The following is a 15,915-nucleotide window of genomic DNA, read 5'->3' on the forward strand; positions in this document are numbered from 1 at the left end:
GTCATCCCTTTCTACTGAGATTTATCTTATGGAAGGCTCTCTCTCTTTACTAATAATTATTGCGATCGCCGCAGGTGTATTTGCTCGTGTCATCGCGAATTTTTTTCGTGTGCCTAGTATCGTTTTTCTGTTGATTTTTGGCGTAGCTTTGGGAGGGAGTGGATTAAATCTAGTGCAACCACGTCTATTAGGAGATGGGTTAGAGGCGATCGTATCGATTTCTGTTGCTCTAATTTTGTTCGATGGTGGACTGAACCTACAGCTAAAAGAGCTTGGCAAAGTATCGGCTAGTTTGCGCAATTTAATCACAATTGGAACTTTGATTACCTTAATTGGTGGCGGGATTGCTGCCTATTGGTTGAGTGAATTTCCTTGGACAATCGCCTTTTTATATGCGGCTTTAGTGGTGGTGACGGGACCAACGGTCGTTAATCCGATTATTGAAGAGGTCGGACTCGATCGCCGTCTTGCCACGATCCTTGAAGGGGAAGGCGTATTAATTGATGCGATCGGTTCAGTGCTTGCCGTTGTCGTCCTCGATGTCGCTTTAAATCCGACATCTGGAGCTTTTGCGGTTGTTAGTGATCTAGGATTGCGGCTAGGTGTTGGCGGATTGCTGGGTGCGATCGCAGGTTGGTTATTGGGCAAATTTTTGCAACGTGCCGCATTTCTTGCGGAAGATACTAAAAGCGCGGTGGTAGTGGCGGCGGTATTAGGACTATTTGGAATTGCTCAAGAAATTCAAAGCGAATCGGGACTAACAGCGGTTGTCTTGATGGGAATTGTTCTACGTGCTTCCGAAATTCCCAATAGTCGAGCTTTACTTAAATTTAAGAGCCAACTCGTGGCTCTCATAGTTTCAGTTCTATTTATTTTACTCTCAGCAAATCTTTCCATTCCAAGTATCTTTGCCCTTGGTTGGGGAGGTGTGCAGACAGTTCTCTTTCTGATGTTTATTGTCCGTCCGATCAATGTGATTGTTAGCACATGGAATAGCAGCTTCACTTGGCGGCAAAAAGCTTTTTTGTCATGGTGTGCACCTAGAGGAATTGTGGCTGCTTCTGTAGCTTCGCTCTTTTCGATTTTATTAACAGAACGGGGAGTTAATGGCGGTGAATCGATTAAGGCTTTGGTCTTCCTCACGATCGCGATGACTGTTTTTTTGCAAGGGTTATCCGCCAAATTTGTGGCGAAACTCTTAGGGCTCAATCAACCTGATATTTCAGGATTGGTGGTTGTGGGTAGTAATCCGATTGGAATTTTGGTGGCAAGGCTATTTCAAGCGAATGGTCAACGTGTGGCTCTTATCGATACTAGTGCCGAGCTTTGCAAACAAGCTGCTGAGTATGATATTCCTGCTTTTGTGAGTAATGGCTTGGATGCAAAATCTTTGGCTGAAGCTGGATTGGACTCGGTGGGAACCTTTGTAGCCCTGACCGTTAATACCGATGTGAATATCGTCATCGCTCAAATTGCAGCGAAGGAGTTCAATCCGCCTAAAGTATTTGCTGTTTATATTAAAGAGGCTGAAGGCGATCGCAATGGAGAGGCTGAAGTCCAGCAAGCTTTTAGTGCTCGTGTTCCAATTAAAACTTGGAATCAATATATTCTGCAACGGGAAGTGAGAGTTGGGGAATTCCTACTCATCGAAGAAGAACTTGAAGAACAGTTAAATCGTTTTAATATGATGTTTAATGCAGGAATATTACTGCCACTATTGTTTGAGCGCAAAGGTCAATTACAAATAGTATCTGCGGATATGTTATGGGAAAAAGGCGATCGCATTTTATATTTGCTATATACCCCCAAAGCCTTATCTCCTGCTCAATCCGAAGTTCTGCCTCCCAACACCTTAGACATAACGCCCGTAGTTCTTTCGGATCTCGATATTGCTCAAAAGACAAATGAATCTAATGGAGTTAGTTCACGCAGCAACAAAAATAAAGATGCTGATATTGCTGCTAGTCCAGATTATTTCTTAAAAATGGCAAAGGATATTTTAAATAGGCGATCGTAGAAGTTTTGATGAGTTTTTGGATTCTCAAAAATGGCAACACCATTTGAGAATTGGCATAAGGCGATCGCCTATTTCTCTATCTAAGATTACTCCTTTGCGAGAGAATAATCACTCTTGTGTTAGAAGCTCTTTTATTTTGTGATCATTGTAAGATACTTTATTCTCTGAAATTTTGATAGCACCCCGTGTAGTTAGCAACTTAAAAACTTCTTCTGCTAACTGAGGAGACTCTTTGAACCTAGTTCTAATGGTATTGAAGAGAGCATCTTTAGTTGCTGGTCTATTTTGGTTATAGGTAACAAGTTGCGTACAATATACCTTGATTGCTGAGACTAAAGCTGTAGATTCAACTGTAGTTTTAGGGACTGTAGTAGTTTTATTCTCTTCTTTTTTGGTGCTTATACGTTCCGCTGAACGTCCCTGACTTTGAAGCAAGTTTACAACGTGATCTAAATCAGTATCATTTGAAATAATTACAAAATGTGTTTGCTTGTGCAGCTGTTGCATCAAAATACCAGCAAAAAAACAAATACCAAAATCTGCTGCATTTTTACCCCCATTTGTCATTTTAAAAATTTTTAGCTTGTTTGAACTGACCGTTCCACTAAGTGGAATAAGCCAATCAAGAGGTATTTTTGCTCCAGTTTGTGCATAGCAAATTACAACTTGTGAGAACTGCTCTAATTTTTCTTGTAGCTGAGAAATCTGATCAGGACAGTTTTCTAAGTCAATCAATAATACTCTACCTATCTCATCATCATCATTTTGATTAATGCTGTGATTATCTTCAATCATCATTCTTCATAAATATAAGTTGAACAGCAGCCTCGTAAACTTTTGAATCGTCTACGAGACTGCACTAGAAAAATTATTTTATTCTTGGACTTTAACCGCGATCGCCTTCGCAATCTCCCTTAAAGCCTTAGCAGATGCAGACCCAGAATAACCTAACACAATTGGTACATCGCGATCTCTTCACCAAACAGCGATCGCGCTAACATACAGATGATAGAAAAATTGCGTTAATCATTCGTGATACATAGATGAAAAGTCACATCAAACTTCAGCAAAACATCAAATCATTTATTCGATCAAATTTAGAAGGTGGTTATGTTGCCGAATGCTTGGAAATATCAGTGGTCACACAGGGAAACACCCTAGATGAAGTTGTCGAAAATCTTATAGAAGCAGTTGGGTTACATCTAGAAGACGAAAATCCTGAAGACTTCGGTTTGGTTGCCAACCCATCAATTTTTGTCACCTTTGAGCTACAACCCGAATATGTCAAAGCTTAAACGACTCTCTGGTGCAGATGCGATCGCCATTTTCAAAAAATTTGGTTTTGACGTGCATAGTCAGAAAGGGAGTCACATTAAGTTGCGCCGCATCACTCAACTTGGTAAAGAAACTCTCACTATTCCTAACCATCGCGAATTAGCCACAGGAACTTGTCAGGCAATCTTTCGGCAAGCTACCCGCTATATTCTCGAATCAGAACTGTTTCCTTACTTTTACGAGTAAATCAACCTGCGTTCGGGTTGATTTACTCGTAAAAGTCAACATCTAATCTAAAATTAACCAGAACTTAATTTTTAGTTGTCCTGTTCTTGGACTTTAGCTGCGATCGCCTTCGCAATTTCTCGTAAAGCCTTAGCCGAAGCAGACTCAGGATGACCTAACACAATAGGCACACCGCGATCGCCACCTTCGCGCAAGCTGATTTCGAGCGGCACACAGCCAAGTAACTCCACCCCAAGCTCCTCAGAAGCTTTCTTACCGCCGCCAGAGCCAAAAATGTCGTATTGCTTATCAGGCATATCGGGCGGAATGAAATAACTCATATTTTCGACAATGCCCAAAACAGGAATACCCATATTTTGGAACATCTTCAAACCCTTGCGAGAATCCAAAAGCGAAACCGTTTGTGGTGTCGTCACGATTACGGCTCCAGCCAGTGGCACAGACTGCGTAAGCGTCAACTGCGCGTCACCAGTCCCAGGAGGCATATCCACAATCAAATAATCAAGTTCGCCCCAGTTTGCTTGGTATAAAAACTGACGAATTACACCATTCAGCATTGGACCACGCCAAACCACAGGCTGATCCTTGGCAATTAGAAATGCCATCGAGATCATTTTTACACCATAGTTAAAGGCTGGCTCGACTACATCCGCGCCATTTTCAGCCTTGACCACCTTTACTTGCGCCGACTCCATACCCAACATCACAGGCACATTTGGTCCATAGATATCAGCATCAAGAATGCCAACCTTTGCACCCATGTCCGCAAGAGCAACAGCGACATTTACTGCGACCGAAGTTTTGCCTACGCCGCCCTTACCACTGGAAATTGCAAGGACGTATTTAACGCCGTCAATACCTTTTAATAAGCTTGTGGGAGCCTCTGGTGTTGCGATCGCAGGAGTGTTGGCGATTACCTTTACCCAAACATCGCTGACGGAGGCGATCGCCTTAATGGCAGTTTTACATTCTTGGATTAAAGGATCGCGATTAGGACTATTAGGATCCTTTAGTAATAACGTGAAACTGACCACCCCATTGGACTTGATGGCAATATCACGCACCATATCCAGCTCGATAATACTTTCTTGGCGATCAGGATCGATAATTGGTGCTAGTGCATCCTCAATCGCTTGTAAATCAGGTAAATCAGCCATAGATTTAGAGAATTTATAAATTAAAACAATTGCTTAACAGTGACAAGATTTCATTAAAGCCCAAATAAGAGCAAAAAAAATCGATTAAAGATTTATGCTTATGTTGATGCGTCCAATTTAAACTTGATAACTAATCAGTATTCCTGCAATTATTAAACTAAATCTTTGAGCCAAGAAAAAATTCATGAGTAATCAAGTAAAAGTTATCCAACCTTCAGGAAGATTAGATGTCACGACTGCGGCTGATTTTCGCCGCCAAGTTAATGACATTGCCTCAGTCCCAACTCCTCCCAAATATTTATTAGTTGATCTTCAAGAGATTACTTTTATGGATAGTTCTGGATTAGGAGCATTAGTATCAGCTCTAAAGGCGATCCGCAATAGTAGTGGTGACATGGTGATTTGTGGCGCTAACGATCAAGTGCAAATGCTATTTGAGCTTACTAGCATGACTAAGATTTTTAAAATCTACCCGACAGTTGACGAATTTAATGCAACCTTGAATTAATTTTAAAAATGGAGAGGGACGCTTTGCGTCCCTCTCCATCTTTTTATATATGAAATTCGATTTCTAATAGAGACAAATCATCTTCAAAAGGACGATTATTGGCTGCGGCTTTAACGCAAGTTAATATATGCTCAATGCGTGAACTGCGATCGCTGGGAATCCTAATAAATGTATCAATAAGAGCATTAAATCCCCAAATATTGTCATTCTCTTGAGGAATTTCGTAAACCCCATCGCTAAATAGATATAGCCTGCTACTAGTATCAATCTCACAAACTTGCTCTTGATAATTAATATCAGGCATCATTCCAATGGGAAGACCAGCAGTTTTGAGTAACTTAATTTTAGGAATATCTTCATTGGAAATTAGAACAGCTGGAGGATGCCCTCCACTTGCATAAACTAGCTTGTGGGTTTGTTTGTTATAAACGCCATACCAGATCGTGAAGTACATCTCATTATGCACAGACATCTGAAAAGTATTGTTGAGATCACTTAATACTTCGCTGGGTTTATAAAAATCAGTCGTGTCCTGAGATGTTCTACTATGTCTTAAGCTACGGGTACGCATCAGATTTAAAACTGATACAGACAAAAGGGCTGATCCAACCCCATGTCCAGAGACATCCAGTAAGTAAAGCGCTAAGTTATCATCATCTAGCCAAAAATAGTCAAAACTATCTCCCCCAAGCTGGGTTGATGGCAAAAAGCTAGATTGAATAGAAACTTCACCTTCAAAAGGCTCAGGCAAAAGCGATCGCACATATTGCGAAGCCTGAGCTAGCTCTTGCTCAATTAACCGTTTCTGTCTTTGGATTTCCTCAGTTGCTTGATAAAGTCTTAGCCCTGCTCTTACCCTTGCCCTTAGCTCATTAATGCGTGGAGGCTTACCTAAAAAGTCATCTGCCCCCATTTCCAAACCACGCACCAAGTCACCCTCTTGGTCACGCGCAGTTAGCAAAATCAAGTAGATATTTGCTAGATCTGGGTTGCTCTTAATCTGGCGACACACCTCCAAACCATCAATGATGGGCATCATCCAGTCACAAATAATTAAAGATGGGTGGATTTCTTTAGCCTTAGCTAATCCTTCTTCTCCATCCTTAGCTACAATTGCATCATAGCCTTGACTCTTAAGAAATCTCTTAAGAGTCATTCTGATTGTAGGATCATCATCAATGACGAGAATTTGAAGCATATTGATATCGCAGGCTTACAAAGATTTTTACTTGTTTCTATTCGCCAATACTGAAAGATTTGGCAACTCTAGCAAATAAATCTTTGACTTTATCCCAACGTCTTTCAGAGCTAGAAATACTGAGGGTGTAAAGGTTACCACGATTTGTAGATACCGTTACGAGGTCATGACGGGGTTCACCTTGTAGACGCTGAACTGCATATTCAAAAATGTAATATTTGCGATCGCCTGATTCTCTCTGATTCGCGCTAAGCAACTTTGCTTGACGACCAGAACCTTCGGGAGCGACAACACGTTGCTGCACACGCAATCCGATCGCTTCAGGCTCGCCAATTTCTTCAAGATTTTTTACTGTTTCTAGCTTGCTAATGGCAACAGATACATTTTCTGAAGGCTCAATAATGTCGTGAAACAAAATATCGATCGCTGAATTACCTTTTGTCTCTGTCCAGCCATTGGGATATAAAAATCGGTAGCTATCTTTACTATCTGAAAATGGCACGAGACCACTCGTAGGAGTATTAGCACAACTGGTAAGAAATAGGGCAAATACGACAAGTATGGTAGAAACGGCACGTTTAAGCATGATTAAAGGAATTAAATTAAAGAAAGCAACAAAAATTTTCACGAAAATATTGAGATATCTTATCAACCAAGTAGTTAGAACAACCTATTACTAACAGCCGTATAAGACCTGTCAATACTAGAATACAGTACTGCCGCAACCTCTAGAGATATCAATCCAAAAGCTAAAGGATAGATTCATCTCTCAGTATCGTTAACTTTTGAATTGTTTGGATTGTTAAGTATTGCGTCAAAAGATTACGCTTCGTATCTAGGCATATCTGCTAAGAACACCTGTATGATAAGTTCTATATCAAAAGTTATAGAAATAACTTATCTAATCTCAATCAGACGAGAGATTAGTCTTTAAAAAATCATATCTAGTTTACATTCACATAATTAAATGAGAGGTAACGCGGTGACTAGCAATAAATCTGTAGCGCTCAAACAAATTGATGTTCAAGGCGATCTGAGTGAATACGTCGCACATTTACAGTTACATATGGCATTGCAAGCCCGTAACCTCGTCCCGAATTTAAGTGGCGATCGCAATTCAGATAGCCGTAGCAGGATGCTATCAAGTACCCAAGCTGATTTTGAAAGATTAGCTTCTCGCTTGTAATTAAAAAAAGGAGGTGCATCGCACCTCCTTTTTTAGCGAAACAAGGGGATTAAGCCCCTTGTTTTTTAATTTTTTGGCACAATAGAAAAGTATTATCAACAACGAGTCATCACTGGACTTACAGCAATTTCCGATCAAACGAACCACAAGAAATTTTTTAAAAGTGTTGCGAAGCAACACTTTTAAAAAATTTCTTGGTTCGGGTTTGATCGCTGGATGTTGACGAATAAAAAGCTATTTTGAGGTGTCATGCAAGCTGAGACGTTAGATCTGTTGGAATGGAATCGTTTATGTCAGCATTTATCAACATTTACAACGACAAAGCTGGGTGCGATCGCATCGGCGCATTTACCAATACCCGATCGCTATGAAGATACATTAGAGTTACTCACTCAAACTAAAGAAGCCTATGCATTGGAAGAGCGAAATGCAGGCGTATCTCTAGATGGGATTCAAAATATTACAGAGGCGGTATTTCGGGCTGAGAAACAGGGGATTTTGTCAGCCTTAGAGTTATGGGCGATCGCCACGACTTTGGCAGGGGCACGAAACCTCCGCCGTCAGCTAGATAACGTCGATTACTGCCCAAATTTGCAAATCCTCGCTAGCGAATTGCGAACTTATCCTGATGTCGAGCAGGAAATCTATCGCTGTATAGATGAAGGGGGAAATGTTTTAGATCGAGCTTCAGCGCGTTTAGGTGAAATTCGCCATGAGTTGACCTCAGTGCGCGATCAAATTATTACTAAGCTGCAAAATATTATCCAGCGCAATGCTAGCTCGTTACAGGAGCAGATCATTACGCAACGTAGCGATCGCTATGTGTTATCGGTAAAGTCGCCCCAACGAGATCGCGTACCTGGGGTAATTCACGATACTTCCAGCACGGGGATGACCTTATTCGTAGAGCCAAACTCTATTGTGCAGTCAAATAACCGCTTGCGCCAACTTTTGAAAATGGAACAGGCTCAAATCGAGATTATTTTGGCGGAACTTAGTGCCAAGATTACTGCGATCGTTGAAGATTTACAAAGATTGCTGATTATTGTAACAAAGATAGATCTGGCTGTGGCTCGGGCGCGTTATGGATATTGGTTAAAAGGAAATCCACCGCATTTTTTGGAGGATGAATCAATCGTTCTGCGCCAATTGCGGCATCCTTTGTTGGTATGGCAACAACAAAATGAAGAAGGGCGCGAAGTCGTGCCTGTGGATGTATTAATCTCGCCGCAAATTTCCGTAGTCGTGATTACAGGGCCCAATACAGGCGGTAAAACTGCGACGCTGAAAACTTTTGGCTTGGCGGCTTTAATGGCTAAAGCAGGAATGTTTATCCCTGCTAAAGAGCCTGTGGAAATGCCTTGGTTTGATCTTGTGCTTGCTGATATTGGCGATGAGCAGTCATTGCAGCAAAATCTATCGACTTTTTCGGGACATATTCGCCGTATTGGTCGAATTTTAGACTCACTTTCGCCCCAGTCTCTAGTTTTGCTCGATGAAGTTGGCGCTGGTACTGATCCATCTGAAGGCAGCGCGATCGCGACGGCCTTATTAGAATATCTCGGTGAGCATACAAGACTCGCGATCGCGACTACTCACTTTGGCGAACTCAAAGCCCTGAAATACCAAAACCCCAAATTTGAGAATGCTTCCGTAGAATTTGATGATGCTTCTCTAGCTCCTACCTATAGGCTTCTGTGGGGTATCCCTGGGCGTTCTAATGCTCTAGCGATCGCAGGACGCTTGGGCTTGTCACAGGAAATCATCGAAGCGGCTCAAGTGCTCGTGGGCATTGGTTCTACGGAAATGAATGATGTAATCGCCGAATTGGAAGCCCAACGGCGTGAACAAACTCAAAAAACTGAAGCTGCTGCAAATTTACTTGCTGAGACTGAACGTTTGCATAATGAGATTTTGGATCGGGCGGAAAAAATGCGATCGCAAGCTAAAGAGTTGCGTGAGCGTCAAGAAAAAGAAGTGAATGCAGCGATCGCTCAAGCCCAAAAAGAAGTTGGTCGAGTAATCCGTAAGTTGCAAAAAGGTGAACAACTAGGCGAACAAGTGGCGGCTGATGTGCAACGTACTGAGCAGAGAATCGGAGAACTAACCAAGCGTCATCTACCTATTGTCCCTGAAGAAAAAATTGAGGTACAGCTTAAGGTAGGCGATCGGGTGCGGATTCCCAAATTTGGCAAAATCGCGCAAGTATTGACGGTTCCCAATAGTTCTGGCGAGTTTTCAGTACGTTTGGGAACCATGAAACTAACTGTCAATATTACTGACACTGAAAAGGTTTAAACCTTGTACACATAAAATAGCCAAGAACTCAAGTTCTGGGCTAAAAGCTAAAGTCCACTGAAGTGGACTGACTGAAAAAGATTAACCCGTTTCAACGGGTTTTAGCTCTTAGCCCGCACTTGAGTGCAGGGCGTTCGCGATATGTGCAGACAATCTAGACTTGTTTGTACACCGTAGCTTTAATGTTTGTTTTTTAAAAATATGCTGCAATTTTTTGAGTTTGAAGCCGATTTTGTCGCTGCCTTGCGTTGTATCCCTATGCAAGTACGGTACAAACTAGACACATGTGGTATCAAGCTCAAACTGCAACATTGGCATAGTTTTTCCACTATTCAACGTCAAAAACTAATTGATTTGCCTTGTGAGACTAACAAAGAGATTCAAGACTATCGAGAAAACTTGCGATCGCAAGTTTTTCAATATTTCAATACCTATCCGAGCGATTTGCCAATAGACAAAGAACCTGTATGGATGCAAATAGAATCAATCCCCCTAAGTGTGGAGCTGCACGCGCAGGAATTAAACTTTGCGATCGCCCTAAATCAATGGCAAGCTCTCACACCAATACAACGTTTTGCCCTAATTAAGCTAAGCAACTCTAATCACGAAAACAATAATTTTTTGCCAGCTCTACAAGAATTTGGGCTAATACCATAAAGAAAAAGGAGTGCTTTGCACTCCTTTTTCTTTATGAAAGTTGACTCAAACGATAGCCAACACCGTGAATTGTCTCGATCAAATTATGAGGAGCAGCAGCACCCTTTAACTTATTCCGCAGACTCTTGATCGTGGCATTGATCGTGTCCTCTCTAGGTGGATCGGTCAAAGACCAAACATGTTCCACAATTGTGATTCGCTTTAGGACTTGACGACCATGATGGAGTAGCAACTCTAGGATGTTGTATTCCTTAGGAGTCAAGTGCACAGATTGTCCTGCATAGGAAACCTCATGCATACCTGGATCAAGTTGCAGTTCCCCCCAACGTAAAACAGTGGGTTCAGCAATTTGAGCGCGACGTGACAAAGCCCGAATACGAGCCATTAACTCAGGCGGATCGATCGGCTTGACGAGGTAATCATCAGCACCAGCATCTAACCCCTGAACCTTGTCGGTGCTCATATCGAGCGCAGTCACCATCAAAATCGGTATATTGTTGCCATGCGCCCGCAAACGGCGGCATAAGTTAATGCCGTCAAGCTTTGGCAGCATGACATCTAACAAGATCAGGTTGTAGTCGTCAGCTTGAGATTTCTCCCAGCCTTCTTCACCATCTCTTGCGATATCTACAACACAATGCTGACTAGTTAGCACTTCAGCTAAAGTGTCAGCTAAGTTAGCATCATCTTCTACAAGGAGAATTCTCATTGGATCGATCAAATCTCAGTTACTTAAGGTTGATAGGTGCATATTTCTATGTTAACAAATGCCTTTGCAGGTTTATGAAGAATATGAACTTTATAAATCTCATTAACACGATTCACCCCTATCTATTTGCATCATATACGAAAGATCGAATGCTTTTTCAGAAATGCAAAAATTTTAAGTATTATTGCGACTACAACAATCTTGCTCTTTTTTATTTTAGAAAATAAAGATACAAAAATCTTGTTTACTAAGAATTCGCGAAGGAACCAATTTTGGGATGGTACGGCTTCGCCGTACCATCCCAAAATTGGTTCCTTACTTTCTCATGGAATTTTGTGCCGCTTGCATCATTGCTAAGTTAAATTGAGTCTAGAAAGAGTCAAAATTCCTAAAATAAATCTTCGTTAAAAAATGACTGCGAATTTATCTACCTTTAAAACAACCGCATCCCAAGAAATTTTTGCTAAAGCAAAACAATTAATGCCTGGTGGTGTGAGTTCCCCAGTCCGTGCATTCAAATCCGTTGGCGGTGAGCCAATCGTATTCGATCGCGTAAGTGGTGCATACGCCTGGGACATCGATGGCAACAAGTACATTGACTATATTGGCTCATGGGGCCCTGCGATCGTTGGACATTCCCATCCTGAAGTCATTGAAGCATTACATAAGGCTCTTGAAAAAGGCACTAGCTTTGGTGCGCCTTGCGTTCTCGAAAATACGCTCGCCGAAATGGTGATTGAAGCTGTACCTAGTGTGGAAATGGTGCGCTTTGTGAATTCTGGAACTGAAGCTTGCATGTCAGTATTACGCTTGATGAGAGCTTTTACAGGACGTGACAAAATCATTAAGTTTGAAGGATGCTATCACGGGCACGCTGATATGTTTCTGGTCAAAGCAGGATCTGGAGTAGCTACCCTTGGCTTGCCAGACTCTCCTGGTGTACCAAAGTCCACAACTGCTAATACTCTGAATGCGCCCTACAACGATCTCGAAGCTGTCAAGGCATTATTTGCGGCAAATCCTAATGAAATTTCTGGGGTGATCATTGAGCCAGTGGTCGGCAATGCTGGTTGTATTGCACCTAAGGAAGGATTCTTGCAAGGATTGAAAGATCTTTGTCATGCAAATGGTGCACTACTAGTATTTGATGAAGTCATGACAGGATTCCGCGTCTCCTATGGTGGTGCACAGGCTCATTTCGGCGTTACCCCAGATCTAACTACTATGGGAAAAGTCATCGGTGGTGGTTTGCCTGTGGGAGCCTATGGTGGTCGCAAAGATATTATGGCGATGGTTGCTCCTGCTGGTCCAATGTATCAGGCTGGAACGTTATCGGGTAATCCTTTAGCGATGACCGCAGGGATTAAAACTATGGAAATCCTCAAGCGGGCTGGCTCTTATGAGTACCTTGAACAAGTTACTAAGAAGCTGGCGGAAGGAATGTTGGCGATCGCTCATGAAACTGGACATGCTGCTACGGGTAACATTGTTGGAGCGATGTTCGGGATGTTCTTCACTAGTCAGCAAGTTTATGACTATGAAGATGCCAAAACCAGTGACACAGTCAAGTTTGCGAAATTTCATCGTGGAATGCTAGAGCATGGTGTATATCTTGCACCTTCTCAGTTTGAGGCAGGTTTTACATCACTTGCTCATACTGATGCTGATGTAGAAGCGACATTAGCCGCAACTCGTGCTGTATTGTCACAAATTGCCGTTTAAAATAACTTTGATGAGATGAGCAAAGCTCATCTCATCAAAAAAAGTTCATGTTGTAACAGCTTTCGCAAAAAGTCATTTACAATGTTGATTAGTTATTTCTAGGCTGATTCGCTTAAGCACATTTGGCAAGCTAGACAGTCTAGAACATCAAAGCAAAGCATTGAACTTTCTCCTACACAAACCCGATGCTGACAGAAAACTCAACTGCTAGTACTAAATCTAACAATGGTAATTACAACGGCTCCCCTGCGCCTTTACCAAGAGCCGACTACTACATGAGCTTACACAAAGAGCTAGACCATCTTGAAGAAATGGTGCTGGAAAGTGGTCCTCGCGTGATGGGGCATACCGTCATCGACGAAGAAAAACTATGTCAGCAGATCGATCGCGTAAGGCTCTCTGTTCCTGAATCGATCGCTAAAGCTGAAGAGATTCTCCTCTACAAACAAGACCTAGTTACCGAGGCTCAACAATACGCTGAAGATTTAATTAAATCTGCTGAGTTAAGGGCAAGTCAGCTATTAGAAGAATCGGCGATTATTCGCCAAGCAGAGCAAGAGGCAAGTCAAATCCGCCGCGAACTGCAAGAAGAATGCGAACAAGTGCGATCGCAAACTCTCAATGAAGTCAATCAAATGCGCCGTCAAGCTCAAAAGGATCTTGACTTGTTGCATCAGAGAGTGACGGGCGAAGTCCAAGATATGCAGCGCGGCGCAGATGAATATAGCGATCGCGTATTAGGCAATCTTGAGACGCAGCTAATTGACATGATCAAAATCGTCCAAAATGGGCGAAAAGAATTGCGCCTCTAAACCTAATATCTATCAAAAGAAAAACACCCCCATTCGGGGGTGTTTTTCTTTTGATAGATATTTATGATCGCGCTATTACATTGATTGAGGTTCATGGTAAGTTAAGTTTAGTTAAGAAATTATTTTGAACATCAGGCTCTTTGCTATATGAAATCCTCTTGGAGAACTGCACTGCTGTGGTTACTGCCCATAGCGATAATAGGCTTTTTTGGATGGCAGACATTAATTGCCCGTCCCGCACCTAGCCGCCCCACTGTAAATGCGGCAAATACCCGAATCGCCTATGGAAGATTCCTTGAATATCTCGATGAACATCGGGTACGCAAGGTTGATATTTTTGATGGTGGTCGCACGGCGGTAATCGTAGCAAGTGATCCCCAAATTGAGGGCAAAGAGCAACGCGCTAGAGTTGACCTGCCTCTATACGCTCCTGAGTTGATGGAAAAACTCAACGAAGGCGGCGTAGATCTTGCCATTTATCCTCCTAGCAACAATGGAGCAATCTGGGGCTTTATTAGTAATTTAATTTTCCCAGTTGCTCTAATCGCAGGTTTGTTTTTCTTATTCCGTCGTTCCAATCAAATGGGCGGACCTGGTCAAGCGATGGATTTTGGTAAATCCAAGGCACGTTTCGCGATGGATGCCCAAACTGGCGTAATGTTTGACGATGTCGCTGGTATCGAAGAAGCCAAAGAAGAGCTGCAAGAAGTTGTGACTTTCTTGAAGAAACCAGAGCGATTTACCGCTGTTGGCGCAAAGATTCCAAAGGGCGTGTTGTTAATTGGGCCTCCAGGGACTGGCAAAACTTTGCTGGCTAAAGCGATCGCTGGAGAAGCTGGCGTTCCTTTTTTCTCCGTATCTGGTTCTGAGTTTGTCGAAATGTTTGTTGGTGTCGGTGCATCCCGCGTCCGAGACTTATTTAAAAAAGCCAAAGAGAACGCTCCTTGTATCATCTTCATTGATGAAATCGATGCCGTAGGTCGTCAACGTGGCGCAGGTATCGGTGGTGGTAACGACGAACGCGAACAAACGCTCAACCAAATCCTCACTGAAATGGATGGGTTTGAAGGTAACTCAGGCGTAATCGTCATTGCGGCAACTAACCGTGCTGATGTGCTTGACTCAGCATTATTACGTCCAGGTCGTTTCGATCGCCAAATCGGAGTTGATCCACCTGATATCAAAGGTCGTTTGCAAGTTCTAAATGTTCATGCTCGCGACAAAAAGATCAGTCCTGAAGTATCGCTTGAAGCGATCGCCCGTCGCACCCCTGGTTTTGCAGGTGCGGATCTGGCTAACTTGCTTAACGAAGCTGCAATTCTTACTGCTCGCCGTCGCAAGGATGCGATGACCATGGCAGAAATTGATGATGCTGTCGATCGCGTTATTGCTGGTCTAGAAGGTAAGGCTTTAGTCGATAGCCGTAACAAACGCTTGATTGCTTATCACGAAGTTGGTCATGCGATCGTTGGTACATTGCTAAAGGATCATGATCCTGTCCAAAAAGTTACTCTCATTCCTAGAGGTCAAGCGGCAGGTTTGACATGGTTCACCCCCGATGAAGAGCAAACTCTAGTTTCTCGCAGTCAAATCCTTGCTCGGATCACGGCTGCTCTTGGTGGACGTGCTGCTGAAGAAGCAGTATTTGGCGCTGCGGAAGTTACTACTGGTGCAGGTGGAGATTTGCAACAAGTCGGTGGCATGGCGCGTCAGATGGTGACTCGTTACGGTATGTCGAATATTGGTCAACTTGCCCTCGAAGGTCAAAGCTCTGAGGTGTTCCTCGGACGTAGCATGGGCGGCGGTTCTCAATATTCTGAAGATATTTCCGCAAAAATCGATCAGCAAGTTCGTGAAATTGTCCAGAAGTGCTATCAGTCTGCGATTCAGATTGTGTACGAAAATCGCGCAGCGATTGATCGCGTTGTTGATCTTCTAGTTGAGAATGAAACTCTCGACGGTGATGAATTCCGTCGCATTGTTTCTGAGTACACATCTCTTCCTGTAAAAGAACGTTTTGTTCCTCAAATTTAGAATATAGCAATCCAAGCTTTGCTTAGGACATAAAACCCAAATTAATAAAAGCGGAGCTTTACTCCGACTTTATTAATTTGGGTTTTGATTTGTCCT

Annotated in this window: 15 protein-coding genes; 10 read left to right on the plus strand and 5 right to left on the minus strand. The window is 42.6% G+C overall.

Annotated features, from left to right (window positions below; translation table 11 throughout):
• The first annotated feature begins 28 nt into the window (after positions 1-28).
• Positions 29-2,017, plus strand: a complete 1,989-nt coding sequence (locus CQ839_RS07465) for a sodium:proton antiporter (RefSeq protein WP_103667655.1) — start codon at positions 29-31, stop codon at positions 2,015-2,017.
• A 108-nt stretch (positions 2,018-2,125) separates the two neighbouring features.
• Here the strand turns inward: CQ839_RS07465 and CQ839_RS07470 are convergent, their stop codons facing one another.
• The gene (locus CQ839_RS07470; RefSeq protein WP_258040653.1) at positions 2,126-2,815 is read right to left on the minus strand and encodes a PIN domain-containing protein; all 690 of its coding nucleotides are present in this window, start codon (positions 2,813-2,815) and stop codon (positions 2,126-2,128) included.
• 245 nt (positions 2,816-3,060) lie between these two features.
• Between CQ839_RS07470 and CQ839_RS07475 the strand changes: the two genes are divergently transcribed.
• Together CQ839_RS07475 and CQ839_RS07480 are read left to right on the plus strand one after the other, a co-directional pair.
• Entirely contained in the window at positions 3,061-3,312 is a 252-nt protein-coding gene (locus CQ839_RS07475; RefSeq protein ID WP_103667656.1) for a type II toxin-antitoxin system HicB family antitoxin, read from the plus strand.
• Complete coding sequence (locus CQ839_RS07480) at positions 3,299-3,538, plus strand: type II toxin-antitoxin system HicA family toxin (protein ID WP_103667657.1); 240 nt, start codon at positions 3,299-3,301, stop codon at positions 3,536-3,538. The genes CQ839_RS07475 and CQ839_RS07480 overlap by 14 nt, the downstream gene beginning before the upstream one ends.
• Positions 3,539-3,609: 71 nt before the next feature.
• On the opposite strand, the gene CQ839_RS07485 is transcribed toward CQ839_RS07480, so the two are convergent.
• The gene (locus CQ839_RS07485; protein ID WP_103667658.1) at positions 3,610-4,695 is read right to left on the minus strand and encodes an Mrp/NBP35 family ATP-binding protein; all 1,086 of its coding nucleotides are present in this window, start codon (positions 4,693-4,695) and stop codon (positions 3,610-3,612) included.
• Positions 4,696-4,879: 184 nt separating this feature from the next.
• Between CQ839_RS07485 and CQ839_RS07490 the strand changes: the two genes are divergently transcribed.
• The gene (locus CQ839_RS07490; RefSeq protein ID WP_103667659.1) at positions 4,880-5,203 is read left to right on the plus strand and encodes an STAS domain-containing protein; all 324 of its coding nucleotides are present in this window, start codon (positions 4,880-4,882) and stop codon (positions 5,201-5,203) included.
• Positions 5,204-5,246: 43 nt separating this feature from the next.
• Here the strand turns inward: CQ839_RS07490 and CQ839_RS07495 are convergent, their stop codons facing one another.
• Both CQ839_RS07495 and psbP read right to left on the minus strand, forming a co-directional pair.
• Positions 5,247-6,401 (minus strand): PP2C family protein-serine/threonine phosphatase, encoded by a 1,155-nt coding sequence (locus CQ839_RS07495; protein ID WP_103667660.1) that lies wholly within the window; start codon positions 6,399-6,401, stop codon positions 5,247-5,249.
• Positions 6,402-6,438: 37 nt separating this feature from the next.
• Positions 6,439-6,987: a photosystem II reaction center PsbP gene (gene psbP, locus CQ839_RS07500; RefSeq protein ID WP_103667776.1), complete on the minus strand. Its 549-nt coding sequence runs from the start codon at positions 6,985-6,987 to the stop codon at positions 6,439-6,441.
• Positions 6,988-7,368: 381 nt separating this feature from the next.
• Between psbP and CQ839_RS07505 the strand changes: the two genes are divergently transcribed.
• From CQ839_RS07505 to CQ839_RS07515, 3 genes are all read left to right on the plus strand, one after another.
• Positions 7,369-7,587, plus strand: coding sequence for a hypothetical protein (locus tag CQ839_RS07505; RefSeq protein ID WP_181016135.1), 219 nt, complete (start codon positions 7,369-7,371; stop codon positions 7,585-7,587).
• A 249-nt stretch (positions 7,588-7,836) separates the two neighbouring features.
• Positions 7,837-9,885: an endonuclease MutS2 gene (locus CQ839_RS07510; RefSeq protein WP_103667662.1), complete on the plus strand. Its 2,049-nt coding sequence runs from the start codon at positions 7,837-7,839 to the stop codon at positions 9,883-9,885.
• A 201-nt stretch (positions 9,886-10,086) separates the two neighbouring features.
• A complete protein-coding gene (locus CQ839_RS07515) occupies positions 10,087-10,542 on the plus strand; it encodes a nitrate reductase associated protein (protein ID WP_103667663.1) in 456 nt (151 codons plus the stop codon).
• Between the two features lie 31 nt (positions 10,543-10,573).
• Here the strand turns inward: CQ839_RS07515 and CQ839_RS07520 are convergent, their stop codons facing one another.
• Complete coding sequence (locus CQ839_RS07520; protein ID WP_094536366.1) at positions 10,574-11,251, minus strand: response regulator transcription factor; 678 nt, start codon at positions 11,249-11,251, stop codon at positions 10,574-10,576.
• A 411-nt stretch (positions 11,252-11,662) separates the two neighbouring features.
• Between CQ839_RS07520 and hemL the strand changes: the two genes are divergently transcribed.
• From hemL to ftsH, 3 genes are all read left to right on the plus strand, one after another.
• A complete protein-coding gene (hemL, locus tag CQ839_RS07525; protein WP_103667664.1) occupies positions 11,663-12,973 on the plus strand; it encodes a glutamate-1-semialdehyde 2,1-aminomutase in 1,311 nt (436 codons plus the stop codon).
• A 185-nt stretch (positions 12,974-13,158) separates the two neighbouring features.
• Complete coding sequence (locus tag CQ839_RS07530; RefSeq protein WP_103667665.1) at positions 13,159-13,785, plus strand: hypothetical protein; 627 nt, start codon at positions 13,159-13,161, stop codon at positions 13,783-13,785.
• Between the two features lie 147 nt (positions 13,786-13,932).
• Positions 13,933-15,819 (plus strand): ATP-dependent zinc metalloprotease FtsH, encoded by a 1,887-nt coding sequence (gene ftsH / locus CQ839_RS07535; RefSeq protein ID WP_103667666.1) that lies wholly within the window; start codon positions 13,933-13,935, stop codon positions 15,817-15,819.
• The last annotated feature ends 96 nt before the right edge of the window (positions 15,820-15,915 follow it).

The organism is Pseudanabaena sp. BC1403, from assembly GCF_002914585.1.
In the GTDB taxonomy this organism is placed as follows: domain Bacteria; phylum Cyanobacteriota; class Cyanobacteriia; order Pseudanabaenales; family Pseudanabaenaceae; genus Pseudanabaena.

What these genes read in the sequence shown, in the direction of transcription:
- CQ839_RS07470 (WP_258040653.1), bottom strand. Translation starts at nt 2,815, where the DNA reads ATGATGATTGAAGATAATCACAGCATTAATCAAAATGATGATGATGAG.
- CQ839_RS07515 (WP_103667663.1), top strand. Translation starts at nt 10,087, where the DNA reads ATGCTGCAATTTTTTGAGTTTGAAGCCGATTTTGTCGCTGCCTTGCGT.
- CQ839_RS07505 (WP_181016135.1), top strand. Translation starts at nt 7,369, where the DNA reads ATGAGAGGTAACGCGGTGACTAGCAATAAATCTGTAGCGCTCAAACAA.
- CQ839_RS07480 (WP_103667657.1), top strand. Translation starts at nt 3,299, where the DNA reads ATGTCAAAGCTTAAACGACTCTCTGGTGCAGATGCGATCGCCATTTTC.
- CQ839_RS07495 (WP_103667660.1), bottom strand. Translation starts at nt 6,401, where the DNA reads ATGCTTCAAATTCTCGTCATTGATGATGATCCTACAATCAGAATGACT.
- CQ839_RS07510 (WP_103667662.1), top strand. Translation starts at nt 7,837, where the DNA reads ATGCAAGCTGAGACGTTAGATCTGTTGGAATGGAATCGTTTATGTCAG.
- CQ839_RS07490 (WP_103667659.1), top strand. Translation starts at nt 4,880, where the DNA reads ATGAGTAATCAAGTAAAAGTTATCCAACCTTCAGGAAGATTAGATGTC.
- hemL (WP_103667664.1), top strand. Translation starts at nt 11,663, where the DNA reads ATGACTGCGAATTTATCTACCTTTAAAACAACCGCATCCCAAGAAATT.
- CQ839_RS07485 (WP_103667658.1), bottom strand. Translation starts at nt 4,695, where the DNA reads ATGGCTGATTTACCTGATTTACAAGCGATTGAGGATGCACTAGCACCA.
- ftsH (WP_103667666.1), top strand. Translation starts at nt 13,933, where the DNA reads ATGAAATCCTCTTGGAGAACTGCACTGCTGTGGTTACTGCCCATAGCG.
- CQ839_RS07520 (WP_094536366.1), bottom strand. Translation starts at nt 11,251, where the DNA reads ATGAGAATTCTCCTTGTAGAAGATGATGCTAACTTAGCTGACACTTTA.
- psbP (WP_103667776.1), bottom strand. Translation starts at nt 6,987, where the DNA reads ATGCTTAAACGTGCCGTTTCTACCATACTTGTCGTATTTGCCCTATTT.
- CQ839_RS07530 (WP_103667665.1), top strand. Translation starts at nt 13,159, where the DNA reads ATGCTGACAGAAAACTCAACTGCTAGTACTAAATCTAACAATGGTAAT.
- CQ839_RS07475 (WP_103667656.1), top strand. Translation starts at nt 3,061, where the DNA reads ATGAAAAGTCACATCAAACTTCAGCAAAACATCAAATCATTTATTCGA.
- CQ839_RS07465 (WP_103667655.1), top strand. Translation starts at nt 29, where the DNA reads ATGGAAGGCTCTCTCTCTTTACTAATAATTATTGCGATCGCCGCAGGT.